Genomic DNA, 24,474 nt, shown 5'->3' on the forward strand with positions numbered 1-24,474 from the left:
ATGGACGATCGCTTGCACGCACTCACCACGCGGATGCGCGGTTTCATCGATGACGAGGTCATCCCGCAGGAACCGGCCCTGATCCGCGACGACGCCGCCGCCCACACAGTGCTCGCCGGACTGCGCACCCGGGCGAAGGAACTCGGGATCTGGGCGCTCGGACATCCCGCCGAGGTCGGCGGCGGTGGGCTGCCGTTCCTCGACTTCGTCTACCTCAACGAGATCATCGGCCGCTCCGAATTCGGCCAGCTCGCGGTCGGGTCGGTCTCCATGCAGGACACCCTCATGTTGCATCTGCACGGGACCGGGGAACAGCGACGCCGGTGGATCCCGGGCCTGGTGTCCGGAGCGATCCTGCCCTCGGTGGGACTCACCGAACCCGAGGTCGCGGGTTCGGATCCGACGCTGATCGAGACCCGCGCGGTCGCCGACGGCGACAGCTGGGTCCTCGACGGACACAAATGGTTCACCACCGGTGCCCGGCAGGCGGCGTTCTGCACCGTGTTCGCCCGCACCGAACCCGACAGCGCGCCCCGCCATGCCCGGATCAGCGCGATCATCGTGCCGGTGGATACGCCGGGTTTCGAGATCGTGCGTTCGATCCCGACGATGGGGCACGACCCCAGCGACCACTACGAGGTCCGTCTCACCGACGTCCGCGTCCCCCTGGAAAACTTGCTCGGCGAACGCGGCAAGGGATTCGCGGTGGCGCAGGACCGGCTGGGTGCCGGAAGGATCTTCCACGGGATGCGCTGGCTGGGTCAGGCCCAGCGAGCCTACGAACTGATGTGCGCCCGTGCGAACACCCGCTTCGCGCACGGATCGCTCCTGGCCGAGAAGGGCGAGATCCACCGCTATATCGCCGAATCCGCCGCTCAGATCCATGCCGCGCGTCTCATGACCCTCGATGCCGCGCAGACGATGGACGCCGGGGACGACTACCGCGTGCAGGTCGGGCTGGTCAAGTTCTGGGGTGCCCGGATGTTGCACGATGTGGTCGATCGCGCCATCCAGGTGCACGGCGCGCTCGGTCTCACCGCCGACACCCCGCTGGAGCGGATGTACCGGCAGGCACGGTACGCCCGCATCTACGACGGCCCCGACGAGGTGCACCGGATGTCCACGGCGCGACGCCTGCTCCGCGACCCCGGGGCCGCGCCGTGGCGGTGACGGCCGGGCCGCCGACCCTGGCAGACGGCATCCGAGCGATCCTGGGCCCGGCCACCGGCACAGACCCGCACGTCACCGGTCTGCGCCGGCTCACCGGCGGCGCCAGTCGCGAGATCTATGCCGTACAGGCCACCGACGATTCCGGCCGCGAGTTCAGCGCGGTTCTCCGCCGGGATCCACCCGGCCGGGGCGATATCGGCCGGATGCGCGCCGAGGTGGCGTGTCTGCGGGCCGCGGCCGCGGCCGGGGTACCGGTCCCCGTGGTGCTGGCCGACGGAGATTCCGCGCCGGGGATCGAGTCCCCGTACCTGTTGATGAATACTGTCGCCGGCGAGTCGATCCCGCGGAAGCTGCAACGCGACCCCGAGTTCGCGACCGTGCGGAACGGTCTCGCCGAGGAATTCGGGTACGTCCTGGGTCTCATCCACCGCACCCCGCTCGACTCACTCACTGTGCTCGACAGCCGGGACCCGGTGGAAGCCATCGAAGAAACCTACCGTAACCTCGGCGAACCCCGCCCGGTGGTCGAGATCGGCCTGCGGTGGCTGCGGGACAACCGGCCACCGGCCCGGCCGCAGTGTCTGGTGCACGGCGATTTCCGGCTGGGCAATGTGCTCATCGACAGCCGGGGAATCCAGGGAGTACTCGATTGGGAACTGGCTCATCTCGGTAACCCGATCGAGGATCTCGGCTGGCTGTGTGTACGAGCCTGGCGTTTCGGCGCGTCCGCGCCGGTGGGCGGCCTCGGGTCCCGCGATCAACTCCTCGACGGCTACCAGCGCGCCACCGGAGACCGGCCCACCGAGGCGGAACTGCACTGGTGGGAGGTGTTCGGCACACTGAAGTGGCTGGTGCTGAGCAAATTCCAGGCACATCGCCATCTCGGCGGCACAGAACATTCCCTCGAACTGGCCGCCATCGGACGCCGCGTCTGCGAATCCGAATACGACCTGCTCGACGTACTCGCTCTGCTGGAGCCCCTCCCCGGACAGAGCGCGCCGGCGGTTTCGGCACCTACCGTCCAGGACCGGCCCGATATCACCGAGATACTCGACCTCGTCACCGAAACACTCACCGGCGATATCGGTCCCGCCCTGTCCCCCGACGCAGACCGGCAGCGCTACCTGCTGCGAATCTGCGTCTCGCTGTTGCAGACCGGCGGTCGTGAACTGCGCGCCGGGCCCGGTCCCGCCGCCGAGGTGTACGACAGGCTGGCCGTCCTGGGCTGTTCGTCCGAGGCGGCCCTGGCCGAGGACCTGTGCTCGGGTTCGCTCTCGGCGGCCGATACCCGGGTCCGCGCGGCGGTCACCGCGGCGGTCCTCGCGCGGCTGCGGGTCTCGAATCCCCGTCGCCCCGACTGACCCTCACGAACTCGCGCCGCCGGAAGCGATCACCCCCGGGCCACAGGAGCAGTCCGGCGGCGCATCCGTTCCCGAACCCGCGGGTGCACCGACCGTGCCGGACCCTTCCGCGATGCTTCCCGATCGCGCAGACAACCGAGCCCGGATCCGGCGGTAGCGCCGGAGCCGGGCTCGGTCGTCTGTCGCGCAGCGGCCCGGCCGACGAGATCCCCGCTCATGTTCCACGGGATATCGTCGGTCACCTGGCCGGCGGGGCCGGTCCGGGCGTACCCGGCCGGCCCCGTTCCCTCATCCCGCAGGCGAGAACCGCTCGCGAAGTTCTCTTTTGAGGATCTTGCCGGTCACGTTCTTGGGCAGCGCGTCCACGAACTCGACCCGACGCGGAACCTGGAAGCCGGCCAGGTGATCCCGGCAGCCGGCAATGATGTCGGCGGCCTCGACCCGCACCCCGTCGCGCGGCACCACGACCGCGCAGACAACCTCGCCCCAGGTCTGGTCGGGAACGCCGATCGCGGCGGCTTCCGCGACCGCGGCATGCCGGTAGAGGGCCTGTTCCACCATCAGCGAGGCGACGTTCTCGCCGCCGCTGATGATGAGATCCTTCTTGCGGTCGACGATATAGACGAAACCCTCGTCGTCCTGCCGGACCAGATCGCCGGTGCGGAACCATCCGTCGGTGAACGCGGCCGCGGTCGCCTGCGGATCGTTCCAGTAACCCACGGTCACCTGATCGGCACGCACGACCATCTCGCCGACCTCGCCGATCGCGACATCGGCGAAATCGTCGTCGACCACCCGGATATCCGCCAGTCGCATGGGTTTACCCGCCGACATCAGCAGACCGGTCTCACCGGCGGCCGCGCGACGATGAGCCGCGGAATCCAAATGCAGTACGTTGCCGGCGAGCTCGGTCATCCCCATGCCCTGATAGAAATCGCAGCCGAATCGCTGCAACCCCTCCCGCAGCACTGCGGCCGGAATGGCCGCCGAACCGTATCCGATCGCCCGCAGCGAGGTCAGCGCACTCGTATCGAGGGCCGGGTCCCGGAGCAGGAAACTGATCATGGTCGGTGCGAGTCCGCTCTGCGTGACCTGCCATTCGTCCACCAACCTCAGGAACGTGGCATTGTCGTAGGCCCGGAGGAAACCCACGGTGGCGCCCAGCAGATGGTTCACCAGCGTGACGTAACCGCCGACATGGCACAGCGGGAAACAGAAGAGGAACACGGTGTCCTCGGGGAGTTCCCATTGCAGCGCAGACGAGGTGATCCCGGCCAGCAGGTTGCGGTGACTGAGCATCACCCCCTTGGGTGTGCCGGTCGTCCCGCTCGTGTACACCAGCCACGCGGTATCGTCGACGGACGGACGGACGGACGGTTCCGAAACCGCTGCGCCGTCGACGAATTCGGCCCATTCGACAGCGGATTCGACCGCGCCGCCGATCGACACCACGGTATGCACAGTGGGGACCTCGGCGCGAACCCGGTCCACCAGGTCGGCGAATTCCGCTGCGACGATCAGTACTCCGGCCCCGGAGTGCTCCAGCAGTGCGGTCACCTGATCCGGGTGCGACCGGAAGTTCAGGATGGTCAGGGCCATCCCCGCCATGGGTACGCCGTAGTAGCAGTCGAAGTACTCGGTGCAGTTACCGGACAGGACCGCCACCCGGTCACCGGGTTCGGCAACACCCAGCAACGCGTTGGCCAGCCGCCGGCTCCGGTCCCGCAATTGCCGGTAGCCGATCTGCTCGTCCTCGAACCGCAGTGCGACGCGGTCCGGGTGTTTTCGGGCGCCGTATTCGACGATGTCACCGACGAGCATCGGTCCCACCTCTCTCCGGCCGGGGCATTCCCGGCGTGAACGTCACGGCCCTCATCTGATGGCCAGCGGGTTGACCGGGGAGCCGATACCGCGGGTGAACTGCAGTGGCGGTCCTGCGTAGAAGAAGTCGTAGCGGCCGTCGGCGGCGCACGCCGCGGACAGATCCTCGAAGTCGAGCATCTCCGCGAGGGTGAGACCCATATCCCGGATGAGCACCATATGGAGCTCGAACGCGGCCCCCGGATTCTCGCCGGGCATCACCTCGACCGCCCAGTTGTCCGAGCCGACCACGGCCACATCGTGTTCGCGCAACCAGGTCGCACAGTTCAGGCTCAGCCCGGGCTCTCCGGCCATGAACCCAGCGGGGTCGCCGTCGGACAGGAACTTCTTGCGCCAGCCCGTCCGGATCAGCAGGATATCGCCCGCGCCCACGGTGACGCCCTGAGCTTCGGCCACCTCGTCGAGTTCTTCGGGTCCGATCGCGGTGCCCGCCTCGAGCCAGTCCACGCCGCGCGCCTTCGCGATATCGAGGAGGACCCCACGTCCGGCGATTCCACCGGCTTGGGTGTGGATACCGCATTTATCGGCACCCTTGACCGAGACTCCGGCGCCCGCGAATCCGTTGTAGAGCTGGTCGTCGTAGTGCACATGCGCGAGCGAATCGTATTGCGAACCCGCCTGGAGCGGCATGAAGACATAATCGTCGGCCCATTTGAATCCGCCGGGTAGCACCTGCTCCTGGCCGTTCTCGGACATGAGCCGGATCGGGTTGATCCGCAGCCCGCCGGGCTGCGGGCCGTCACCGTCCAACGGGATGCCGAGATGGAATACCTCTCCGGTCCGAATCGCCGCCGCCGCGGCGGCTACTCGTTCCGGCGTGATGAGGTTCGTGGTTCCCCGTTCGTCGTCGCTCCCCCAGCGACCCCAGTTGCTCACTTCTCGCCCGAGCGCGCGCATATCCGGAACTGCAGGCACCGATGCCTCCTGAATCACTGATACTGACGTGACAGTCATGTCAACTTCCGTCGCAAGTGTGATCGCTGACACGCCACCTGTCAAGGGCATATCCGCACACCCGGAGCCGGACCCACGCCGTTCCCGGAGCGTCGGGACACGCCGTGATCAGGCCCGGAACACCAACGCGGCGCCGACCTCCTCCCCCGCCACCTTGTTCGCAGCCGCGGACCGACCCGAGTCGGAGCCGGTGCGGCCACTCCCCCCGGCCGAACCCATGATCCGGAGGAGAACCTCCACCGGTCGGACCCGCCCAGGTCGGCGACAGCCACAGGTACGCCGGCCGGCGGGAAATTTCCGGCGTCGGGTGGTCCGCCACCGATGCCGGGCACCGACGGAAACCGCTCTACCCGAACCTCTTACGGACCACCGGCCCGGGGACCCGGAGCAACACCGCTCTACCAGCCGCCGACATGCACGATCCGGTCCAGATCGGTCCGGGCGGCGGGTTTGAAATCGGCACCCTTGGTATAGGCGACCGGGAGCAGCGCCCCTTGGGACACGCTCTCGTAGGGGATTCCGAGGATCTCGGCCGCCTCACGCTCGTATCCCAGATGCAGAGTGGTCCACGCCGTACCGAGCCCCCGGGAACGGGCGGCCAGGCAGAAGCTCCAGACCGCGGGGAACAGGGAGGACCAATGGGATGCGCTCTGCGCACTCGGCGCCTCGTCCACCCGGCCCTCGATACACGGGACGAGCAGGGTGGGCACTTCGCCCATCTTCTCCGCCAGATACGTCGCCGAACTGGCGATCCGCTGCCGGGCGGCATCGGCGGCGGAATCCGAACCGGCCCGATTGCCGGGGAAGTACTTCGAGGCCGCGTACCGTTCGAACGCCTTCCGGTACAGCTCCCCCAGCCCGCGCTTCTGCTCGACATCGGTGACCACGACCCAGTGCCAGCCCTGCCGGTTCGAACCGCTCGGCGCCTGGACCGCCAGTTCGATACACTCCCGCACGACCTCGAGCGGAACCTCGCGCTCCAGATCGAGTCGTTTGCGCACCGCCCGGGTGGTGGACAGCAGTTCGTCGGTCGACAGGTCCAGCTCTATCGGCACAATCGCCCTTTCGGTCGGACCGGGCACGGTACCCGGTTCGGGTGTTCGGATCCACTCCGAGGCTAATCGAGGCAACTCCGGCGGCGGAGCCACGGCCGAGCCACGCCGACGTGGTGGTTATGCCGGATTTGCGATAGTTGATTACTGCAAGCAACTGATCTAGCTTTAGTTAGCGTAGGGAACTAACCACCGCTTGGAGTGATCGTGCCAGTCTCATCGGATACCACACAGAACCTCCTCGGCGAACTGTTCCTGATCAGCCGCGCTCTCCGGAGCACCCTGGCCCACTCCGACGCGGGCCAGCTCCTTCCCGGCGGGCTCGGTGTCCTGTCCACCCTCGAGACGGCCGGCCCGTGCCGGCAGGTGGGCCTCGCGGCCGATCTGCACATCACCCCGTCGGCCATGAGCCGGCACATCACCGAACTGGCCGCCGCCGGATACATCAGCCGCGAGGCCGATCCCAGCGACGGCCGCGCCAGCCTGGTCCAGCTCACCCCCGAAGGCCAGGATCTACTGCACCGCGTGCGGGCATTTCACACCCAGCACCTCCAGGAAACCCTCGGCGACTGGACCGAGGACGACGTGGACCAGGCGTACCAGGTGGTACGCCGCCTCCGGAATTCCCTCAACTCCCGGGACCGCTGTGGCACGGCGGACGAGAACCCGCAGGTTTCGAAAGAGAGAGCCGATGTCTGACACCGAGGCGCCAGCCTCTCGCGATCCGCTCGCCATGAGCCATCGCGAAATCCTCGAAGCGATGACCGGTCTGCTGGCGGCGCTGTTCACCGCGCTGCTCAGCACGACCATCGTCGCCAACGCACTGCCCACGATCATCGGCGATCTACACGCGTCGCAGACGGCCTATGCCTGGGTCATCACCACCGCACTCCTCACCAACGCGGCCTCCACGCCGATCTGGGGCAAACTGGCCGACCTGTTCAACAAGAAGACGCTGGTGCAGCTGGGCATCGTGATCTTCGTCGTCGGCTCGGTGATCGCCGGTTTCGCGCACAACGTCGGGCTGCTCCTGGCCGCGCGCGCTCTCCAGGGTGTCGGCATGGGTGGTCTGACGGCACTGGTCGTCGCGATTATCGGCAGCATCATCCCGCCCCGGGAACGCGGCCGGTACTCCGGCTATATGGGCGCCGTCATGGCCGTCTCGATGACCGGTGGGCCGATTCTCGGCGGTGTCATCGTGGACAGCCCGCTGGGCTGGCGCTGGTGCTTCTTCATCTGCATCCCGCTCGCCGTGATCGCGCTACTGCTCCTGCAGCGCACCCTCCGCCTGCCCACCTCCCGCAAGGAGGGGGTGAGCATCGACTGGCTCGGCGCCACCCTGCTCACCGCGGGTGTCTCCGTGCTGCTGATCTGGGTCTCGTTCGCCGGCAAATCGGGTTACTACGAGTGGTGGTCCACCGAGTCCGCGCTCTACGTGGGCGGCGGTGTACTGCTGCTGGCGTTGACAGTGTTCGTCGAATCGCGGGTGAAAGACCCGGTCATCCCGCTCAAGATCGTCACCGAACGCACCACCGCGCTGGCCATCATCGCCTCGATCGCCGTGGGCGTGGGCATGTTCGGCGCCACCACCTTCCTCGGGCAGTATCTGCAGACCGCCCGCGGCTACTCCCCGACCGCCGCCGGTCTGCTGTCGTCCCCGATGGTGGCCGGAATGCTGGTGGCCTCCGTGGCATCCGGTCAGCTCATCACCAGGTTCGGCAAATGGAAAAGCTTCGTCGTCACCGGCGCCGCGCTGTTGGTCATCGGCTTCGCTCTGCTGTCCACCGTCGACCACGCCACCAACATCTGGCTGATCGGTTGTTTCATCACCCTGACCGGCGCGGGTGTCGGCATGATGATGCAGAACCTGGTGCTGGCGGTCCAGAACACTGTGAGCGTGCAGAACATCGGCGCGGCGTCCAGCAGCGTCGCCTTCTTCCGCACCTTCGGAGGCGCCATCGGTGTCTCGGTCCTGGGTTCGGTCCTGGCGACCCGGGTCAGCGAACTGTCCACCGCGCGGTTCGCCGAACTGGGCATCCATACGAACTCCTCGGGCAGCGGCAACCTCGACCTGAAATCGCTGCCCGCGCCGATCGCCGAAATCGTGCGCTTCGCCTACGGCGATGCCACCGGGCGGATCTTCCTGATCGCGGCGGTCACCACGGTGGTGGCGCTCGTCGCCGCCGCCCTGCTCCCTAACCGCCCACTGCGGCGCACCATCGATATCGAGAAGCCGGTCGATCCCGCGGCCGCCACCGATATGGAGCCGAAAGACCGGGTACCCGACGATCTCGCCGATCTGGAGAGCACGCCGGCGGCCCCGGAACCCGTGGGCCGGCACCACGCGCCGGCGGCGGAGAACGCCGACGATCCACGAACCGAGCCGGCACCGGTACCGGTCGGCGCGCTCACCGCGCAGGCCACCGCCGGTCAGAACGGACACGGGGTGTACAGCGCCGTCGCGACCGACCGGGCCTCGCTACCGGTGTCCCGGTTCGCCGGAACAGGCGACGAGGACGGCGGATTCCACGGGACCATCACCCGGGAGGACGGGCATCCGGTACCGGGTACGGCCCTGACCCTGATCGACCAGCGCGGACATCAGGTCGCACGGGCCGCCGGATCCGCCGACGGCGGCTATACGATCACCGCACCCGGCCCGGGCAGCTATGTGCTGATCGTCTCGGCTCCGGGGCACCGGCCGACCGCGGTGAATGTCGCGCACGCCGCGCAGGCCCAGCGGATGGATCTCACCCTCTCCGGGCTCGGCGAGCTGACCGGCACCGTCCGGTCGGCCCGCGGCGGTACGCCGCTGGCCGGCGCGACCGTCACGGTCACCGACCAGTACGGCGAGGTGGTCGCCTCGGCCGCATCCGCCGAGGACGGCGCGTACCTGTGCCACGGCGTGGTCCCCGGGACCTACACCCTGGTCGCGGTCGCCGAACATATGCGGCCGACCGCGACGGCGCTGACCGTGCCCGACAGTGGCCGGCTGCGCCACGATATCGAACTCGCCCAGATGGCCGTGCTGACCGGATCTGCCCGCGCCGACGGCGGCCGGGCGGTGGCCGATATCCAGATCACCGTCCTGGACGCGACCGGCGATGTCACCGCCACGGCGCGCACCGACGCGGACGGCCGCTATACCGTGCCCGATCTGCCCGAAGGGCAGTACACGGTCGTGGCCCGGGGCTACCCGCCGGTCACCGGACAGATCGGCATCTCCGGTGAAGAGGTCGGCTACGACATCGAACTCGGCTACGGAACCGACGACCAGATGTGAACGACCCACCACGGGGGAGTCCGGAAACGGACTCCCCCGTGGTGTTTCCCGGCTTACGATCATCCCGATGCTCGATACCCGAAGCGCGACCAGGACCACCGTGCCGGGCTTGTCGCCCCCCTCTCCGCCACGCCCGGGTCGGCCACGGCCGCGGGTCGATCATCGCCGAGCTCGCGAATGATCGACAGTAGGCACATCGATGACCGAACACCCAGGTAACCGACCGAGTCCCCGTCCCCGCAACAACCGGTCCGTGTGGTGGAGATCACTGCGGGATCAAGGAACTGCCGGAACGACCGGGCGACCGGTGGAGCCTGCTGGTCCTGGTCGAACTGCATTCCGCCCCGCGACGTTTCACCGAGTTACAGCGCACGATCCCCGGCCTGTCCCAGCGCATGCTCACCGTCAGCACTCGTAACCTCCTCCGCGACGGTCTGATCAGCCGCCGGGTATATCCGACCGCGCCGCCCCGGGTCGAGTACTCCCTCTCCGACCGAGGCCGGAGCCTGGCCGTGATCGTGAACGCGATGGCGGACGGGGCTCGGACGAACCACGCCGATATCGTGCGCAGCCGCGAAGAGTTCGACGCCGAACATTGCTGACCGAGTGCGCGGCGTCCGTGCGCGATCCACTCGCCGGCGGGCCGTACGCGCCCGAACGAGCTGGTCGCACCACCGCAGCCGCTCGGATCAGATCGCGCACCGGTGCCGCGGCCACGGCGCAACACTCGACCGGGCCCCCGGTGACTCGACCGTGACCTCCCCACCGGAAATTGATGGTTTCTTGTCTGGTGCCGACCTTGCGATCGGCGAAAACTGGGAGTGCTGTGCGAACGATATCCGGTTCCACCCCGACCGAAGGATCTGAGATGTCCACCAGAATCACCAAGATCTTCGCCGCGACCGCGATCGCTCTCTCCCTGGGCGCCGTCGCCGCCCCTGTCGCCTCGGCGGCTGCTCCGTCCGCCACTCCGATCGAGGGTTCGGTCGTGATCGGAATCTGCGTACCGCTCGGCAGCGCCACAGTCTGCATCTGAGTTCTCGGATCGCCTGCGCCGGTGGGCCGTTGCCGGTGCGGGACCGAGTTCATCCGGACCGAACCGGATGAATCATCTCGGGTACCGATCTCCAGCCAACCTGAAGAGCGCACGTTGCTCGTCGAGGAGCGTGCGCCGGGATGAGCAGGTCGCCGCCACGCGTGACCTGCTCATCCGTCTTCGGGCAGTCGTTCACGGGGCGATGTTGTGCCGCCGCAGGACGTCGAACAGCGGATCGGCGGGGCCGATATCGTAGGTCGGAGGTCCGGTGCGGGGGTCGGGAACGAAGGCCCACAGCAAGGCTCCCGCCGTCCCGGCGGCACGCTGACCGGTGATCTTGCGTTCGATATCGGCGGCGCGCCGGTCCAGCGCGGCAGGCGATCCGTCGCAATACTGCCCGATCTCGCCGACCAGGAGCGCGGTACCGGCCGCCGTCGACTGCTCGATACGGCGAGCCAATCCGTTCCACCGGTCACCCGGCAGCGGGATACCGTCGGCGCCGTAGTCGTGGTACTGCACGATGTCGACGTTCGGCGATTCGGCGAGGTAGCCGTAATCGTCGGCCGCCGAACCGCACTGGCCGCCGCCGAGCAGTCCCGCAGTGATCAGCTGCACGGGCGCCAGCTGTCGAACCACCGCCCCTGCTTCGTCCATGAAATTCCGCAGTACGCGGGCGGCGCCGGGCGGGCATATCCGCTCCCGCACCCCGGCGGTACCGGTGGCGCACATACTGGTTTCGGGCTCGCCGACGAGTTCCCAGGCCGCCAGCGCGGGAGCCGAACGCCACCGCTCGACCGCGGCGACCACCCAGTCGCGGAAAGACGCCGCGCTCCCGTGCGGCCGGTGTCGCCAGCCGTCGGCGTACCAGTCGTATTCTTTGAAGACTTCGTCCTCGCAGGCGCCGTCCTGCGCGGTCAGGACCGGAATCACCCACTGCCGGTGCCGCGCGGCGGCCGCGAATACCGCATCGATCGGGGACCAGTTCCGCCCGCCGGTGGTCTTGTCGGTGGCCAGCGATTCGAAGGCGTCGAATCGGGTGAGCGAGTTGGGCGGCAGGGCGGCGAAATAGCGATCCAGATCGACCTGCGCGCCGCACCCGCGGTTGACCGACCAGTCGGTGGCGAGTTGATAGGCATCGAGCCCGGCCGGCCACCAGGGCCGGCCGTCCAAGCGCAGACCACCGTTCACGACCGATACCCGGCCACTCGACATGGTTCCGCCTCGATTCTCCCGAGTCGCCCCGGGATCGCTCAGAACATCATCATCATGACCATCATCATCAGCATGTAACTGAAGATATTCCTGGACATCGCGAACTCCCTTCCGTCGAATCACCCGGTCCGGGAACGACTCCGGACGCCACCGCGGCAGACTATGCCGTTGTTGAACGGTACGATATTCAACGGCGTGAGTTTCCGAAGGAACACTTCCCTATTCAGGGAACAGCGCCCCGCGGCGCACCTCGGCCCGTCACCCCTACCGGCGGCAGCGACAGTTATTGCGGCGAAGGGGATTTCAAATGTGCGTCGAAGAACGCGAACACCCGGCGCCAGGCATCATCGGCGGCGGCCGCGTCGTAGCCCAGACCGGTCACCCGCAGGACCGGCTCGACCGGAAAACGGTTGGCGAAACCATGGGTGACTCCGGAATAGGTCTTGACGTCGTGCGCCACCTCGTAGTCGTCGAGCACCTGTTCCAGCCGGTGCGCGCGGCCGATATTGATCGGATCCAACCGACCGTAGCTGGCGACGATCGGGCAGCTGCCGCGTAGTGTCTCGGCGTAGTTGCCGCGGCCGGTCGGATAGAAGGGAGCGGCGGCATCGAAGCCACGGGGCGCGGTCAGCAACGCGAAACCCCCGCCCATACAGAACCCGGCCACCGCGACGCGGCCGGTGCACGACGAATCGTCGCGCACCCGCCGCAGTGCGGCGAGGATATCCCGCACAGTCTTTCCCTCACCGGTGAACAGCAGCTCACGGAACACTCCGGGCACACACCGGGGTCCACGGGAGAACAGATCCGGCGCGATCACCAGGTAGCCGTTATCGGCCAGCATGCGAGCATTACGACGCAGATCGGCAGTCAGGCCGACCGCGTCGTGCAGCAGGACCACCCCGGGCCACGGCCCGGGGCCCTCGGGCGTCTCCAGCACGGCCTCGATATCGCCGTCGGGTGCGGAAACCTCGATCATCGTCATCAGCGGCCACCTCTGTTCGATCTGGAACTCTCGCAGACAACAGTGCCCGTGAGTGTAGTGCCGGGCCCGGCTCCCCCGCGTAACCCGCGGCCCGGTCGAGCCGGCCGCCGGGCCGCCGCCGGCGATCACGACGCTGCCGGCTGCCGCTCCTCGCGGCAGCCGGCAGCACGCGCGGCACCTAAACCGATCAGTCGTGGTCGACCGCACCGATGACGTCGCCCGTCTTCGCGTCCACGGTGACCTCGTATTCCACACCGGCCGAGGTCACGACCTCCACCTCCCAGACCGGCGTACCGTGCTCGGTATCGAATTCGGCCGACACCGCCCGGCTGTCCGGAACGGCGGCCACCGCGGCGTCCATCGCCTGCGCCCGATCGATTCCCGGATCGGCGACGAGTGACACCTCGGCGATCGGCCGGTCCAGCGCGATATTGCCGGTATGCGGCGCATGCCCCAGCGCGACGGTGGAAACGCCGATACTGGCCCCGACGACCACGGCCGCGACCGCGGCGCCGATGAGAATCCAACGCAGACCGGCGACCGCGTGACGAATGACGCTTGCCATGGTGAAACCTCCTGGGTGGGTGTACTTCCCGAATGTGGTGATCACTCTGGCAAGACGATGCTGAAGGTGACCTGAAGCAACCTGAAGAAGATTTCAGCAAGCATCTGCCAGTCTGGTGCAATGCGTCTGCTGATCGTGGAGGATGAGAAACGCCTCGCCCTGGCACTGGCGAAAGGCTTGTCCGCGGAGGGTTTCGCGGTCGACGTCGTCCACGACGGCACCGAGGGGCTGCACCGGGCGACCAGTACCGACTACGACCTCATCATCCTGGACATCATGCTGCCGGGGATGAACGGCTACCGGGTGTGCGCCACGCTGCGCGCCGCCGGTCACGAAACACCTGTTCTGATGCTCACCGCCAAAGACGGCGAATACGACGAGGCCGAGGGCCTGGACACCGGTGCCGACGACTATCTCAGCAAACCGTTCTCGTATGTCGTACTGGTGGCGCGGATCCGGGCCCTGCTGCGCCGCCGCACCCGCGGCGGGGTGCAGGTGTTGCGTATCGGCGACTTGGTCGTCGACCCCGCGACCCATACCTGCCGGCGCGGCGACCGGGACGTATCCCTCACAGCCAAGGAGTTCGCGGTTCTGGAACACCTGGCCGTCCGGGCCGGCGAGGTCGTGTCCAAAGCCGATATCCTCCAGCATGTCTGGGACTTCGCCTATGACGGCGATCCGAATATCGTCGAGGTGTACATCAGCACGCTGCGGCGCAAGATCGATACCCCGTTCGGCTGCCGCACCATCCTGACCGTCCGCGGGGCGGGATACCGGCTGGCGGCTCGTGGCTGAGCGAGCGCGGCGCCGGAAGACCTGGTGGAGTTCGGTCCGGGCACGCACCACCACCGCGGCCACCGTGGTGGTGGCCATCGCCTTGACCGCCACCGGACTGATCGTGCTCGCGGCATTGCGCGACAACTTGGTCGACAGCGCGGACCTGCAGGCCGGGAAGACCGCTGCCGATATCACCGCACAGATGGCGGCGGGCACACCGTTGTCCCAACTCCGGTTGCCGGATCCCGAAGACGAACCGGTCCAGGTCGTTTCGGCCGACGGACAGATCCTGGCGGCGGACGACGACCTGCGGAGTCGAGGTCCCATCGCGGATCTCGGGCGGGGCCCCACCGCCGGCGAGGAATCCGGGGAAGACGAGGAAGCGGAATCCGCAGCGAGCGAATCCGACGACGACGCGGGCGACGAGGATGAGGACGAGAAGGACGACGAAGACGAGAACGAACAGGACGGATCGTCGAATTCCGCCGACAGCGCCGCCGGCAGCGGCGACGCGATCGGCACCGACAGCGCCCGTACCGGCCGCGACGGTGCAACAGCGTCGACAGCAGAACCGGAATTCGGGCAGGCGCAGATAGCGGTCGGCGATTCCGATCCGGCCGGTTATCGAGTCGCCGCGCTCGCGGCTACGACTTCCGACGGTCGGCCGGTCACGGTCTACGCGGGCGCTTCGCTGGATACGGCCGACAGTGCGGTCGCCGACGTGCGACGGGCCATGCTCATCGGCCTGCCGCTGCTGCTCGCGGTCGTCGCCGGAGTGACCTGGTTGGTGACACGGTGGGCATTGCGGCCGGTCGAGTCCATCCGGTCCGAACTCGCCGAGATCATGCACGGTGACCTGTCACGGCGGGTTCCCGAACCTGCCGCGCGCGACGAGATCGGCCGGTTGGCCGTCACCACCAACGACACTCTGGCGGCCCTGGAGCAGTCCTCGGAACGCCAGCGCCGGTTCATCGCCGACGCCGCGCACGAACTGCGCAGCCCCATTGCCAGTCTGCGCACCCAACTCGAGGTGGCGCAGGCCCATCCGGGTCTGCTCGAATTGGACGGATTACTGGGCGACACCGTCCGGCTGGAACATCTCGCCGCGGATCTACTGCTCCTGGCCCGGCTCGACGCGGGTGAACAGCCGCGCTCGGACCGGGTCGATCTCGCGGCGCTGGTCCGGGACGAGCTGATCCACCGCGTGGGCGATCGCATACCGGTCGGCTCCGATCTGCCCACCGAACCGCTCGTGGTGACCGGCAGCCGGACCCAGATCGGCCGGGTCCTGGGCAATCTCGTCGACAATGCGCAGCGACACGCGGCGACAACGGTTCGGGTGACGCTGGAGCACCACGGCGAACAGGCAGTGCTCGCCGTGGCCGATGACGGACCCGGGGTGCCCGAGCCCGACCGGGAACGGATCTTCCAGCGTTTCGTACGCCTCGACGATGCCCGCAGCCGGGACGAGGGCGGTGCGGGCCTGGGACTGGCGATCGTTCGTGATGTGGTCCACCGGCACGAGGGGTCGATTCTTGTCGAGGCCGCGGACTCCGGCGGTGCCCGGTTCGTGGTGCGGCTTCCGGTGACGCCCGGACAGTCCGAATAGCATCGGCGATCGTGACGCAGGAGACGACCGCCGCGGCAGAACCGGATTTTCCGATATTGGTGATCGGGGCCGGGCAGTCCGGGCTGTCGGCGGGCTACCACCTGCGAAAGCGCGGACTGGTCCCCGGACGGGATTTTCTCATCGTCGACCATGCTCCGGGCCCCGGCGGTGCCTGGCAGTTCCGCTGGCCGTCACTGACCCTGAGCACGGTGAACCGAGTCCACGACCTGCCCGGTATGGCCTTCGCCGAGAACACCGGCACGGGATCGGCAGGCAGCGAAGTCCCGGCCGCCACCGCCGTGCCACGCTACTACCAGCGTTATGAGGAGCATTTCGAGCTGGCGGTCCGCCGGCCCGTGAGTGTGCGGGTGGTCTGTGACCGACGCGAACGCGACGGCCTGCTGCACGCCGAAACCGACCGGGCGGGCACCCTGCGCGTCCGCGGCCTGATCAACGGGACCGGGACCTGGGAACATCCCTTCATCCCGCATTATCGCGGCGCCGAGACCTTCACCGGCCGGCAGCTGCACACCCGCGACTACCGCAGTCCGGACGAATTCGCCGGGCAGCATGTGGTCGTGGTGGGCGGCGGGATCTCCGCGGTCCAGCTGCTCGACGAGATATCGCAGGTCACCTCCACCACGTGGGTGACACGTTCCGAACCTGCCTTCCGGGACAGTGCGTTCGACACGGACGCGGGCCGGCGCGCGGTGGCGATCGTAGAGGACCGGGTACGCCGCGGGCTTCCACCGGGCTCGGTGGTCTCGGTGACCGGCCTCCCCCTCGACGACCGGCTGCGGGCGGCCCGGGACCGCGGTGTACTGCAGCGCCGGCCGATGTTCGACCATATCGAGCCGACGGGCGTGCGCTGGGCCGACGGTAGTTTCCGGGCCGCCCGGGTGATTCTGTGGGCGACGGGCTTCCGCAGCGCTCTCGACCACCTCGCCCCGCTGCGGCTGCGCGGCCCCGGCGGCGGAATCACCATGACCGGCCGACTCGCCACCCAGGTGGCGAGCGATCCCCGGATCCATCTGATCGGCTACGGTCCGTCGGCCAGCACGGTGGGTGCGAACCGGGCCGGACGGGCGGCCGCGACGGAACTCACCGGTTACCTGGGCCTGGACTGAACGCCGCGCGACCGATCCGGGCATCGATCGGCGAACAGGACGATTTCCGCGCCGCGGTGCTCACCGAAGGATCCGCAAGCGCGGCGGTGTACTTCCCGGCGCTCAGTCCAGCAGGTCGTCCAGGATCCGGCGGGCGGTGCCGAGCCGTGTGTCGTCGCCGAGTTGTCGCGCGGTGTTCGCGGCGCTGACGATCGCATCGATCTCGAAGGCCAGGGCCTCCGCACTCCGGCCGGTCAGGTCACCGGCTTCCTGGGCCTTGCGGATCTCCGCCGCCAGGAACCGCATCCAGTCCTCCTGGTCGGCCGCGACCGCGTCCCGGACCGGGCCCGGCCTGCTGTCGAATTCGGTGAGCACCGCGGCGCGGAAACAGCCGCCCGGGAATACCGGGTCGGTGATGTATGCGAGCCAGCGTTCCACCAGCTCACGCAGCCGCGGCAGACCTCGCGGCACCGCCAGTGCGGGCGTGATGATCTGCTCGACGAACACCTCGCGTCCGGCCCGGACGGCTGCCAGTTGGAGCGCTTCCTTCGTTTTGAACAACGTGGCGATCCCGCTCTTGCTGATGCCCAGGTCGCTCGCCAACCGGCCCAGGCTGACACCCGCGAGTCCGTCGACCGATGCGACATCCGCGGCGTGCCGGGCGATCGCGGCCCGCGATCGGGCCCCTTTCACCAGCCGTTGATCCGTACTCGCCTCCACCATACGAACCATTCTGACACCCCCCTCTTGTCAATACGAACGATCGGTCGTATTTTCTTTACGAACGTTCGTACGTTTTGTTTCTCCCAGCCCCAGGACTCTCATGACCGAAATGCCGATGCGGACCACCGGCCCGCAGCCCACCGGAAACGCGACCGGCGCGCTCGTCGTCGCCGCCGGTGCGGCCTTCCTCGCCTTCCTCGACCTCTCGGTCGTCAATATCGCCTTCCCCTCCCTCGCCCGCGACCACCCCGGCACCTCGACCACCACCCTGACCTGGGTGGTCAGCGGATACGCGGTCGCTTTCGCCGCACTGCTCACCCCGGGCGGCCGGATCGCCGACGCGATGGGTCGCCGGCCCGTCTTCCTCGCCGCACTGCTCGGTTTCGCGCTCACCTCCCTGCTGTGCGGGCTCGCGCCGAACGCCGGTTGGCTCGTCGCCGGTCGCGTGGCGCAGGGGGCGACAGCCGCGCTGATGGTGCCCGCCGCACTCGGCGCGCTGCTCGGCATCACACCGCGCGAACGGATCGGCGGCGCGATCGCCGCCTGGTCCGCCGCCGGTGGTTTCGCCGCGGTCGTGGGCCCCGCAATCGGCGGCGCACTGGTCGAAGCCTTCGGCTGGCGTTCGGTCTTCGTGATCAATGTGCCCATCGCCCTCGGCCTGGCCGGTATCGCGTTCCGGATGCCGGCCCCGGACCACGGGCGCACCGGCGCCCTGCCGGACCCGGTCGGCACTGCCATGATCGCGCTGGGGCTGGGTGGACTCGTCGTCGGAGTCACCGAGGGTCAGCGGTGGGGCTGGACCGCACCGGCCACCCTCGGCGCCCTCGGCGCCGGCGCCGTTCTCGCGCTGGCCGCGCTGCGCCGGTCGGTCCGGCATCCGAACCCTGCTCTCGCCGTGGATCTCTGGCGAAGCCGTCCGTTCGCACTGACCAATGCCGCCTCGTTCGCATTCGGCGCGGCCATGTTCGCCTGGCTGCTGGCCGGGCCGATGTTCCTCGACACGATGTGGGGCTACTCGGTCCTCGGCTCGGCCGCGGCGCTCAGCGTGGGCGCGGTGTCCTCCATGGTGACCGCGACACTCACCGGGCGGATCACCGCGCCGGACGCGCGACGGTGGGCCGGCGTGCTCGGTGTTCTGATGTTCGTCGCCACGCTGCTCTGGATGAGCACCGATTCGTTCGGCCCGACACCGGACCTGTGGTCGGCGTGGGTACCGGCCGGGTTGCTGGGCGGCGGTGGTGTCGGTATCGCGGTGACCGTCCTGGGCGCCACCGCGGCGAGCGCGCTACCGCCGCAACGATTCGCGGCGGGAACCGGGATGAACCTGACCGCCCGCCAGCTGGGTGGCGCACTCGGAATCGCCGTCCTGGCAGCGGTTCTCGCCGCGCACCCCGGGAACCCCGGCGCAGGTTTCCATGCGCTGTTCCTGTTGTGCGCGGGCTTCGCCACCGTCGCGGCCTGCCTGATCGCCGTTCCGTTCCGAAAGGAGTCGAAATGACCCACCTTCACCAGCGCCGTACCGAATCCGACGATCCGATGCTGATCGACCCGGATACGGCCCGCACACTGCTGACCGGCGCACCGTGGCGGCGCTACGCGGTACTGGGCGATTCCATCGCCCGGGGAGTCGGCGATGCCTCGGCGGGCTACCGCGATATCGGCTGGGCCGACCGGGTCGCGGAGGTGCTCACCGCGGTGGATCCCGGTGTGACCTACCTCAACACCGGCCGGATCGGCGCCACCTCCGGCCAGATGCTCGACGAGCAACTGGCCCGAGTACTGGATTTCCGCCCCGACCTCGTGCACGTGAGCTGCGGGGGTAACGATCTCTTCCACCCCGGCGGCGATCAGAATCGATTGCGGGCGAACCTCGATACCGCGTTCGCCGCACTCGCCGCCACCGGCGCCCAGCTCTGTGTGTTCACCGTCGCCGATGTCTGGGAGACCGACCGGATGGCACCGATGCGTCCCATGCGTGATCGGATGGCCGAACTCAACGGCATCGTCAGTGCCCTGGCTGCCCGATACGACGCGGTATTCGTGGACTTCTGGGAGCATCCCTTGCGACTGCGCCCGGACCTCATGAGTGCCGACCTCATCCATTTCACGACCAGCGGGCACGCGGTGGTGGCGACCGAGATGATCCGCGCACTGGCACAGCGGATCTCGCTGACCACCCACCCTGCTTGACCGTGTGATGCGGGGGTGTCCGGCCGGTGGGCCACCGGCCGGAACCCCGGGACCTACCCGGCGGATGCCGGGGCTACGAGCCCACCGGCCGGCACCCGCTCCAGCCCGGATCCCATCAGTGGAGCCGGCATTCGCGCGGGGCGCGACGGCGCCACGCTGTTCCGTACCGACGGTCGAGATATTGCGCGGCCGCGTCGTCGCCCACGCTGGAAAGCGACAGCGGTCCGCAGGACCGGCGGCACAGCCGGTCGAGATCGGTCCGATCGAACACCGGTCCGGGGCCGTCGTCGTGGGGCAGTGTCCCGTCGGTCACCACACCGTCTCCGGCGCCGGCGAGGACCGATATTCGCACCAGCGGTGTCGCACGGGCGAGTTCGGCGACCGGAACAGCCGTGTACGGCGGACTCATTCCTTCGAGAACTCCGAGGTAGCCGCCGAAGTCGACAATACGCAGGCCACGCGCCGCCAGCATATGGGCCCCGGGTCCGGCGACCACCTCGATCTCCTCGCTCAGCACGGCGAGTTCGATCGCCTGGTGACGGAGGAATGCGCCGTCACGGCACGCTTCGCGCAGCGTCGCGCCGACCATCGTGTATCGGATATCGAATAGCGTGAACAACGCGTCGACGAGCTCGGCCGCCTTTCGGATTCGTTGCGTGACCTCGTGCGGTGCGGATGACGCACTCATATCAACCACCGGTTGTCGGTACCGTCCCCTCGACGGCACAGCGGAAACTATCACCGCGTACCCGCGGTATTCACCTGGTATTTCCGTCCGGCCCCGCCGTGCGTCCGAATCACGCCGGACATCGGATATTCGGCGCCGCCACCACGGCACGGCCGGACGGCTCAATCCTGCGGTGCCCGGCCCCTCCGGGCCAAGTAGGGAAATCCCTAGTTCTCGCCGGAGGCCGGTCGGCGCGGGGCGATATCATGCCCCGCGAGCGGTGGGTTCCCCGCGGGGCTCGCAGCGCGGACCGCGTGACCGGAGACCATCGGTACAGCGCGGGCAGATCCTCGCGAAACCTATACGGAGGCAATGTGCCGAGGGCGCGGTCGAGTTCGCACAACCGGCCCTTGGTGGGACGTATCGAAGAGATGCGCGTGTTCGCCGAAGCGTTCGCCGTGGCGGCGACCGGCGGTCCCGCCGCCGTATCGCTGTCCGGGGAACCCGGGATAGGCAAGACAAGATTGCTGCATGCCGCCTGCCACACCGCCGCCGACCACGGCTTCCATGTGCTGCGGGGGCAGGCGACAGAGCTCGAACAGGAAATTCCGTACGCGGTTCTGGCACAGGCACTCGACGCGGCGCTGGGCGCGCTGCCCGAATCCCTGCTGCGCACGCTGGGCGCGGAGAATCTGGCCGAACTCGGCTGGCTGCTGCCGTCACTGCGCCGCTCCGGGCCGCCTACGTCCGCCCCGACACCGATCGAACGACAGCGTTGCCACCGCGCCGTCCGAGCCGCGTTGGCACTGCTGGCCTCCCGGGTACCGGTCGTGCTCGCGCTCGACGATCTGCACTGGGCCGACCATGCTTCCCTCGAAACCGTGGGCCACCTGCTGCGTGGCGCGCTACCCGGATGTCTGCTGATATTCACGCACCGCAACGGGCAGCTACCGGTCGCGCACGCCGCGGCGCTCGGCCGGGCGTCCCATGAGGGAGTGCTCACCTCGCTCGACCTGGGGCCGCTGACGTTGGCCGAGGCCGCCCGGCTGCTCGGTGACCGGATCCGCGCGCAGGAACTGCCGGGCTTGTATCACGAATGCGGCGGAAACCCCTTCTATCTCCAGGAACTGACGCGGGTACGCAGTCGCGCTCCCGAGGCCGTCCGGCCGGCGGGCGACCATCCGGCCGGGCAGCGGGTGCCGGTGCTCGTCCAGGCCACTCTCGAACAGGAGATCCGATCGATATCGCCCGGGGCCCAGCGCCTCCTGCAGGCATGCGCGGTCGCCGGTGAACCCTTCGACCTGGATCTCGCGATCCATATCGGCGCGCTTCCCGAGGACGAGGCCGTCGCGGCCACCGACGAACTGGTCGCGACGCAGCTGGTGCAGGAGACCGGGGTGAGCGGCAGACTGCGTTTCCGGCATCCCATCATCCGCCGGGCCGTGTACGAGCGCAGTGGATACGGCTGGCGGCGGCGGGCGCACCGCCGCGCTGCCGAGGCTTCGGCCGCCCGCGGTGCCGACCTCTCGATCCGAGCCCACCACCTGCAGTACAGCAGCGAGATCGGCGACGAGGAGGCACTGGCGGTCCTCACCGAGGCGGCCCGGGACGCCGTTGCCCGCGCTCCGCTCACCGCCGCACGATGGTTCGAAGCGGCCCTGCGCCTGCTCCCCGCGGAGGCCGCGTGTGAGCGCCGTATCGCCCTCGTCGTGGCACTGTGCGATTCCCTCAACGATTGCGGCCGACTCCGGGAGAGCCGCGAGGTCCTCGACAAGGCCCTGGCCGAGTGCGGTGACCGGGCTCCCGACCACGAACGCGCACGAATGATGGTCGCCCTCGCAGCGACCGAGCAGGGATTGGGTTATCCGGCCGAGGGACACCGGCTGTTGTCGGCGGCGCTGGACCTGGTCGGCCCGGCCGGTATCGAGGCCGCCTGCTACCGGCTGGCGCTCGCCAAGAGTCATCTCTATCTGGGCGACTGGGAGAACGCGATGACCATCACCACCGCTTTGATGCAGCGCACCCGGCCGGATGCGGATCGACGCCCGTATCTGCTCGCCACCGCCGCGAACGCGCGGCTCGCCACGACACAACTCGATTCCGCGTTACAGCAGGGCCGCGACGATCTCGGTACGGCCGCGCGGATCCTCGACTCGCTCAGCGATCGTGAGATAACCCCCGAACTGCTGGAGGGCGTGGCAGATCTGATGTTCGCCGCGGTGTCCTTCGAACAGTGGACGCTCGCGGTCGCCCACGGCGAGCGTGGGATCCGGATATGCCGGCGCACCGGCCATGGGCGCCATATGGTCGACCTGCTGCACCTGCAGGCGGTGGCCCTGCTGTTACAGGGCCGGCTCCTACCCGCGCTCCGGGTCGTCGAAGAGGCAGTCGAGACCGCACTGCTGCTGGATAATCCATCGCTGGTCGCGATCACCGAGGGCACCCGCTGCTGGGCGCTCTCCCTGCTCGGCCGCCGCGAAGAGGCTCTGGCCACGGGCGCCCGCGCAGTCGCGATCGCGGCGGGCGCGCCGCAGAGCGTGTATTCCCAGCACCCGCCGTTGACCTACGGTGCCGCCCTCATCTCGATCGGGGACCACGCGCGGGGTCACGAACAGATCGTGACCCACGGCGGCTACGGCGATCTGTCCACCGTCAGCCCGACGACACTTCCGTACTGGCTGCGCCACCTGGTGGAAGCCGAAATCGCGCTGGGTGAACTCGAATCCGCCGAGCGGACGGTGCGGTATCTGGAATCCGTAGCGGCGGCCGCGCCGATGATGCATATGCGAGTCGGCGACGCGCGCTACGCGCGGGCACGGCTGGAAGCGGCGCTGGGCCGGCCGGATCGCGCGGCCGACCTCGCCCGTGCCGCGGTCGGGGAATACGGGAAGAGCGGCACACCACTGGATGCCGCCGCGGCGCGGCTGGTGCTGGGTGGTGCCCTGGCCGAACTCGGCGACCCCGGCCGGGCCGCGGCGGAGTTCGGCACCGCGCTCGCGGTATCGGCCGAACACGACGCCGCCGAGCTGGCCCGGTATGCCCGCACCGCACAGGAATCGGTGAAAGGAACGTCCGCCCGCCCGGCCCGCGCGAACGACGCCTCGGTTTTCGCCGGGCTGACCCGCCGCCAGATCGATATCGTCGAACGGATCGTGCGGGGAATGACGAACCGGCAGATCGCCGAGGAACTGTTCGTCAGTGAGAAAACCGTCGAAGCGCATCTGTCGCGCTTGTTCGCCAAGCTGAACCTCTCCTCCCGCACCGCTCTCGCCGCGCGGGCCGCCGCCGATTCGGTCCGGCAGAGCGGTCCGGAGGTCCGGCCGGGCCGCCGGGCCTGAGACAGCCACGGTGCACCCGGCGCCCCGTAGCGCCCACGTCCGCACACCCTCGGCGATGCCGTGCTGGTCCCGGGCGAACTCGAACGGATCCACTTTGTCGGCAGAAGCGGTTAAGATCTGCGCCGGGCATGAGCGAGGAGGAGAAGGTACCGACGTGGGAAGCTTCGGCCGTAGGTCACGGGCGCGGCGGGGATCCGGGGCAGGGGTAACAATCCTCGTGATCACTGCGGGTCGGGGGGTCGACCGGTAGGCTCGCGCGAGCATTCGCAGGTGGCTGTTCCACCGAGACAACCAGAAGTCGGCTCGGTGGATCTCATAGCCGCTTTCGTTCGGCCGCACCCGGCCGGACATCTACCCGCACCGCCTGTATCGGCGATGTGTCATCGGGGAATCGACTCTCTCGCGGCCGGTGACGGCCACCGGAGAGGTGGGTAGCGATGTCCGGGCAAACACCGGGCGGGGCACGCGCGTTTGTTGCGGTCATCTGTTCGTACCCGGGACGGACCTCGCCACCGCACTGTGGCCCGGAATCGCGGACACCCGGCACTCGGCCCGAATCACATTG

The 24,474-nt window shown here is 68.6% G+C and carries 20 protein-coding genes; 12 read left to right on the plus strand and 8 right to left on the minus strand.

Annotation, left to right across the window (positions count from 1 at the left end):
- Entirely contained in the window at positions 1-1,170 is a 1,170-nt protein-coding gene (locus ACWCPQ_RS01930; protein ID WP_449893649.1) for an acyl-CoA dehydrogenase family protein, read from the plus strand.
- Positions 1,161-2,531 carry a phosphotransferase family protein gene (locus tag ACWCPQ_RS01935; protein WP_449893651.1) on the plus strand — a complete coding sequence of 457 codons (1,371 nt, stop codon included), beginning with the start codon at positions 1,161-1,163 and terminating at the stop codon, positions 2,529-2,531. The genes ACWCPQ_RS01930 and ACWCPQ_RS01935 overlap by 10 nt, the downstream gene beginning before the upstream one ends.
- 288 nt (positions 2,532-2,819) lie before the next feature.
- Here the strand turns inward: ACWCPQ_RS01935 and ACWCPQ_RS01940 are convergent, their stop codons facing one another.
- The 3 genes from ACWCPQ_RS01940 to ACWCPQ_RS01950 form a co-directional block, all read right to left on the minus strand.
- The gene (locus ACWCPQ_RS01940) at positions 2,820-4,352 is read right to left on the minus strand and encodes a long-chain-fatty-acid--CoA ligase (RefSeq protein ID WP_449893653.1); all 1,533 of its coding nucleotides are present in this window, start codon (positions 4,350-4,352) and stop codon (positions 2,820-2,822) included.
- A 51-nt stretch (positions 4,353-4,403) separates the two neighbouring features.
- The gene (locus ACWCPQ_RS01945; RefSeq protein WP_449894372.1) at positions 4,404-5,309 is read right to left on the minus strand and encodes a cyclase family protein; all 906 of its coding nucleotides are present in this window, start codon (positions 5,307-5,309) and stop codon (positions 4,404-4,406) included.
- Positions 5,310-5,764: 455 nt separating this feature from the next.
- Complete coding sequence (locus ACWCPQ_RS01950; protein WP_449894374.1) at positions 5,765-6,415, minus strand: nitroreductase family protein; 651 nt, start codon at positions 6,413-6,415, stop codon at positions 5,765-5,767.
- A 210-nt stretch (positions 6,416-6,625) separates the two neighbouring features.
- Here ACWCPQ_RS01950 and ACWCPQ_RS01955 point away from each other — a divergent pair, with 210 nt between their 5' ends.
- The 4 genes from ACWCPQ_RS01955 to ACWCPQ_RS01970 all read left to right on the plus strand — a co-directional run bounded on the left by ACWCPQ_RS01955 (position 6,626) and on the right by ACWCPQ_RS01970 (position 10,737).
- Positions 6,626-7,117: a MarR family winged helix-turn-helix transcriptional regulator gene (locus ACWCPQ_RS01955; protein WP_449893656.1), complete on the plus strand. Its 492-nt coding sequence runs from the start codon at positions 6,626-6,628 to the stop codon at positions 7,115-7,117.
- On the plus strand, positions 7,110-9,701 hold the full coding sequence (locus ACWCPQ_RS01960; RefSeq protein ID WP_449893658.1) for an MFS transporter: 2,592 nt from the start codon (positions 7,110-7,112) through the stop codon (positions 9,699-9,701). Before ACWCPQ_RS01955 ends, ACWCPQ_RS01960 begins: the two co-directional genes overlap by 8 nt.
- Positions 9,702-9,985: 284 nt before the next feature.
- Complete coding sequence (locus tag ACWCPQ_RS01965; RefSeq protein ID WP_449894376.1) at positions 9,986-10,303, plus strand: winged helix-turn-helix transcriptional regulator; 318 nt, start codon at positions 9,986-9,988, stop codon at positions 10,301-10,303.
- A 266-nt stretch (positions 10,304-10,569) separates the two neighbouring features.
- Entirely contained in the window at positions 10,570-10,737 is a 168-nt protein-coding gene (locus ACWCPQ_RS01970) for a hypothetical protein (RefSeq protein ID WP_449893660.1), read from the plus strand.
- A gap of 192 nt (positions 10,738-10,929) precedes the next feature.
- Here ACWCPQ_RS01970 and ACWCPQ_RS01975 read toward each other — a convergent pair whose 3' ends face one another.
- The 3 genes from ACWCPQ_RS01975 to ACWCPQ_RS01985 all read right to left on the minus strand — a co-directional run bounded on the left by ACWCPQ_RS01975 (position 10,930) and on the right by ACWCPQ_RS01985 (position 13,499).
- Positions 10,930-11,949: a beta-mannosidase gene (locus ACWCPQ_RS01975; protein ID WP_449893662.1), complete on the minus strand. Its 1,020-nt coding sequence runs from the start codon at positions 11,947-11,949 to the stop codon at positions 10,930-10,932.
- A 283-nt stretch (positions 11,950-12,232) separates the two neighbouring features.
- Positions 12,233-12,934, minus strand: a complete 702-nt coding sequence (locus ACWCPQ_RS01980; protein WP_449893664.1) for a dienelactone hydrolase family protein — start codon at positions 12,932-12,934, stop codon at positions 12,233-12,235.
- Positions 12,935-13,121: 187 nt separating this feature from the next.
- Positions 13,122-13,499 carry a PepSY domain-containing protein gene (locus tag ACWCPQ_RS01985; protein ID WP_449893666.1) on the minus strand — a complete coding sequence of 126 codons (378 nt, stop codon included), beginning with the start codon at positions 13,497-13,499 and terminating at the stop codon, positions 13,122-13,124.
- Positions 13,500-13,619: 120 nt separating this feature from the next.
- On the opposite strand from ACWCPQ_RS01985, the gene ACWCPQ_RS01990 reads away from it, so the two are divergent.
- Genes ACWCPQ_RS01990 through ACWCPQ_RS02000 form a run of 3 tightly spaced genes read left to right on the plus strand, consistent with a single transcriptional unit; the run spans position 13,620 to position 17,012 of the window.
- A complete protein-coding gene (locus tag ACWCPQ_RS01990) occupies positions 13,620-14,294 on the plus strand; it encodes a response regulator (RefSeq protein WP_449893668.1) in 675 nt (224 codons plus the stop codon).
- Positions 14,287-15,885 (plus strand): sensor histidine kinase, encoded by a 1,599-nt coding sequence (locus ACWCPQ_RS01995; protein ID WP_449893669.1) that lies wholly within the window; start codon positions 14,287-14,289, stop codon positions 15,883-15,885. Before ACWCPQ_RS01990 ends, ACWCPQ_RS01995 begins: the two co-directional genes overlap by 8 nt.
- Before the next feature lie 11 nt (positions 15,886-15,896).
- Positions 15,897-17,012, plus strand: coding sequence for an NAD(P)-binding domain-containing protein (locus ACWCPQ_RS02000; protein WP_449893671.1), 1,116 nt, complete (start codon positions 15,897-15,899; stop codon positions 17,010-17,012).
- A 102-nt stretch (positions 17,013-17,114) separates the two neighbouring features.
- Here ACWCPQ_RS02000 and ACWCPQ_RS02005 read toward each other — a convergent pair whose 3' ends face one another.
- Positions 17,115-17,714 (minus strand): TetR/AcrR family transcriptional regulator, encoded by a 600-nt coding sequence (locus ACWCPQ_RS02005; protein ID WP_449893673.1) that lies wholly within the window; start codon positions 17,712-17,714, stop codon positions 17,115-17,117.
- A gap of 100 nt (positions 17,715-17,814) precedes the next feature.
- On the opposite strand from ACWCPQ_RS02005, the gene ACWCPQ_RS02010 reads away from it, so the two are divergent.
- Together ACWCPQ_RS02010 and ACWCPQ_RS02015 are read left to right on the plus strand one after the other, a co-directional pair.
- Complete coding sequence (locus ACWCPQ_RS02010) at positions 17,815-19,212, plus strand: MFS transporter (protein WP_449893675.1); 1,398 nt, start codon at positions 17,815-17,817, stop codon at positions 19,210-19,212.
- Positions 19,209-19,904, plus strand: coding sequence for an SGNH/GDSL hydrolase family protein (locus ACWCPQ_RS02015; protein WP_449893677.1), 696 nt, complete (start codon positions 19,209-19,211; stop codon positions 19,902-19,904). Before ACWCPQ_RS02010 ends, ACWCPQ_RS02015 begins: the two co-directional genes overlap by 4 nt.
- 115 nt (positions 19,905-20,019) lie before the next feature.
- Here ACWCPQ_RS02015 and ACWCPQ_RS02020 read toward each other — a convergent pair whose 3' ends face one another.
- Complete coding sequence (locus ACWCPQ_RS02020; RefSeq protein WP_449893679.1) at positions 20,020-20,592, minus strand: hypothetical protein; 573 nt, start codon at positions 20,590-20,592, stop codon at positions 20,020-20,022.
- A gap of 392 nt (positions 20,593-20,984) precedes the next feature.
- On the opposite strand from ACWCPQ_RS02020, the gene ACWCPQ_RS02025 reads away from it, so the two are divergent.
- Entirely contained in the window at positions 20,985-23,909 is a 2,925-nt protein-coding gene (locus tag ACWCPQ_RS02025) for a helix-turn-helix transcriptional regulator (RefSeq protein ID WP_449893681.1), read from the plus strand.
- Positions 23,910-24,474 lie beyond the last annotated feature (565 nt).

The sequence above is a fragment of the Nocardia sp. NPDC001965 genome, assembly GCF_053594175.1.

What these genes read in the sequence shown, in the direction of transcription:
- ACWCPQ_RS01945 (WP_449894372.1), bottom strand. Translation starts at nt 5,309, where the DNA reads ATGCGCGCGCTCGGGCGAGAAGTGAGCAACTGGGGTCGCTGGGGGAGC.
- ACWCPQ_RS01990 (WP_449893668.1), top strand. Translation starts at nt 13,620, where the DNA reads ATGCGTCTGCTGATCGTGGAGGATGAGAAACGCCTCGCCCTGGCACTG.
- ACWCPQ_RS02020 (WP_449893679.1), bottom strand. Translation starts at nt 20,592, where the DNA reads ATGAGTGCGTCATCCGCACCGCACGAGGTCACGCAACGAATCCGAAAG.
- ACWCPQ_RS01985 (WP_449893666.1), bottom strand. Translation starts at nt 13,499, where the DNA reads ATGGCAAGCGTCATTCGTCACGCGGTCGCCGGTCTGCGTTGGATTCTC.
- ACWCPQ_RS01960 (WP_449893658.1), top strand. Translation starts at nt 7,110, where the DNA reads ATGTCTGACACCGAGGCGCCAGCCTCTCGCGATCCGCTCGCCATGAGC.
- ACWCPQ_RS01980 (WP_449893664.1), bottom strand. Translation starts at nt 12,934, where the DNA reads ATGACGATGATCGAGGTTTCCGCACCCGACGGCGATATCGAGGCCGTG.
- ACWCPQ_RS01940 (WP_449893653.1), bottom strand. Translation starts at nt 4,352, where the DNA reads ATGCTCGTCGGTGACATCGTCGAATACGGCGCCCGAAAACACCCGGAC.
- ACWCPQ_RS01970 (WP_449893660.1), top strand. Translation starts at nt 10,570, where the DNA reads ATGTCCACCAGAATCACCAAGATCTTCGCCGCGACCGCGATCGCTCTC.
- ACWCPQ_RS01975 (WP_449893662.1), bottom strand. Translation starts at nt 11,949, where the DNA reads ATGTCGAGTGGCCGGGTATCGGTCGTGAACGGTGGTCTGCGCTTGGAC.
- ACWCPQ_RS02005 (WP_449893673.1), bottom strand. Translation starts at nt 17,714, where the DNA reads ATGGTGGAGGCGAGTACGGATCAACGGCTGGTGAAAGGGGCCCGATCG.
- ACWCPQ_RS01930 (WP_449893649.1), top strand. Translation starts at nt 1, where the DNA reads ATGGACGATCGCTTGCACGCACTCACCACGCGGATGCGCGGTTTCATC.
- ACWCPQ_RS02015 (WP_449893677.1), top strand. Translation starts at nt 19,209, where the DNA reads ATGACCCACCTTCACCAGCGCCGTACCGAATCCGACGATCCGATGCTG.
- ACWCPQ_RS02010 (WP_449893675.1), top strand. Translation starts at nt 17,815, where the DNA reads ATGACCGAAATGCCGATGCGGACCACCGGCCCGCAGCCCACCGGAAAC.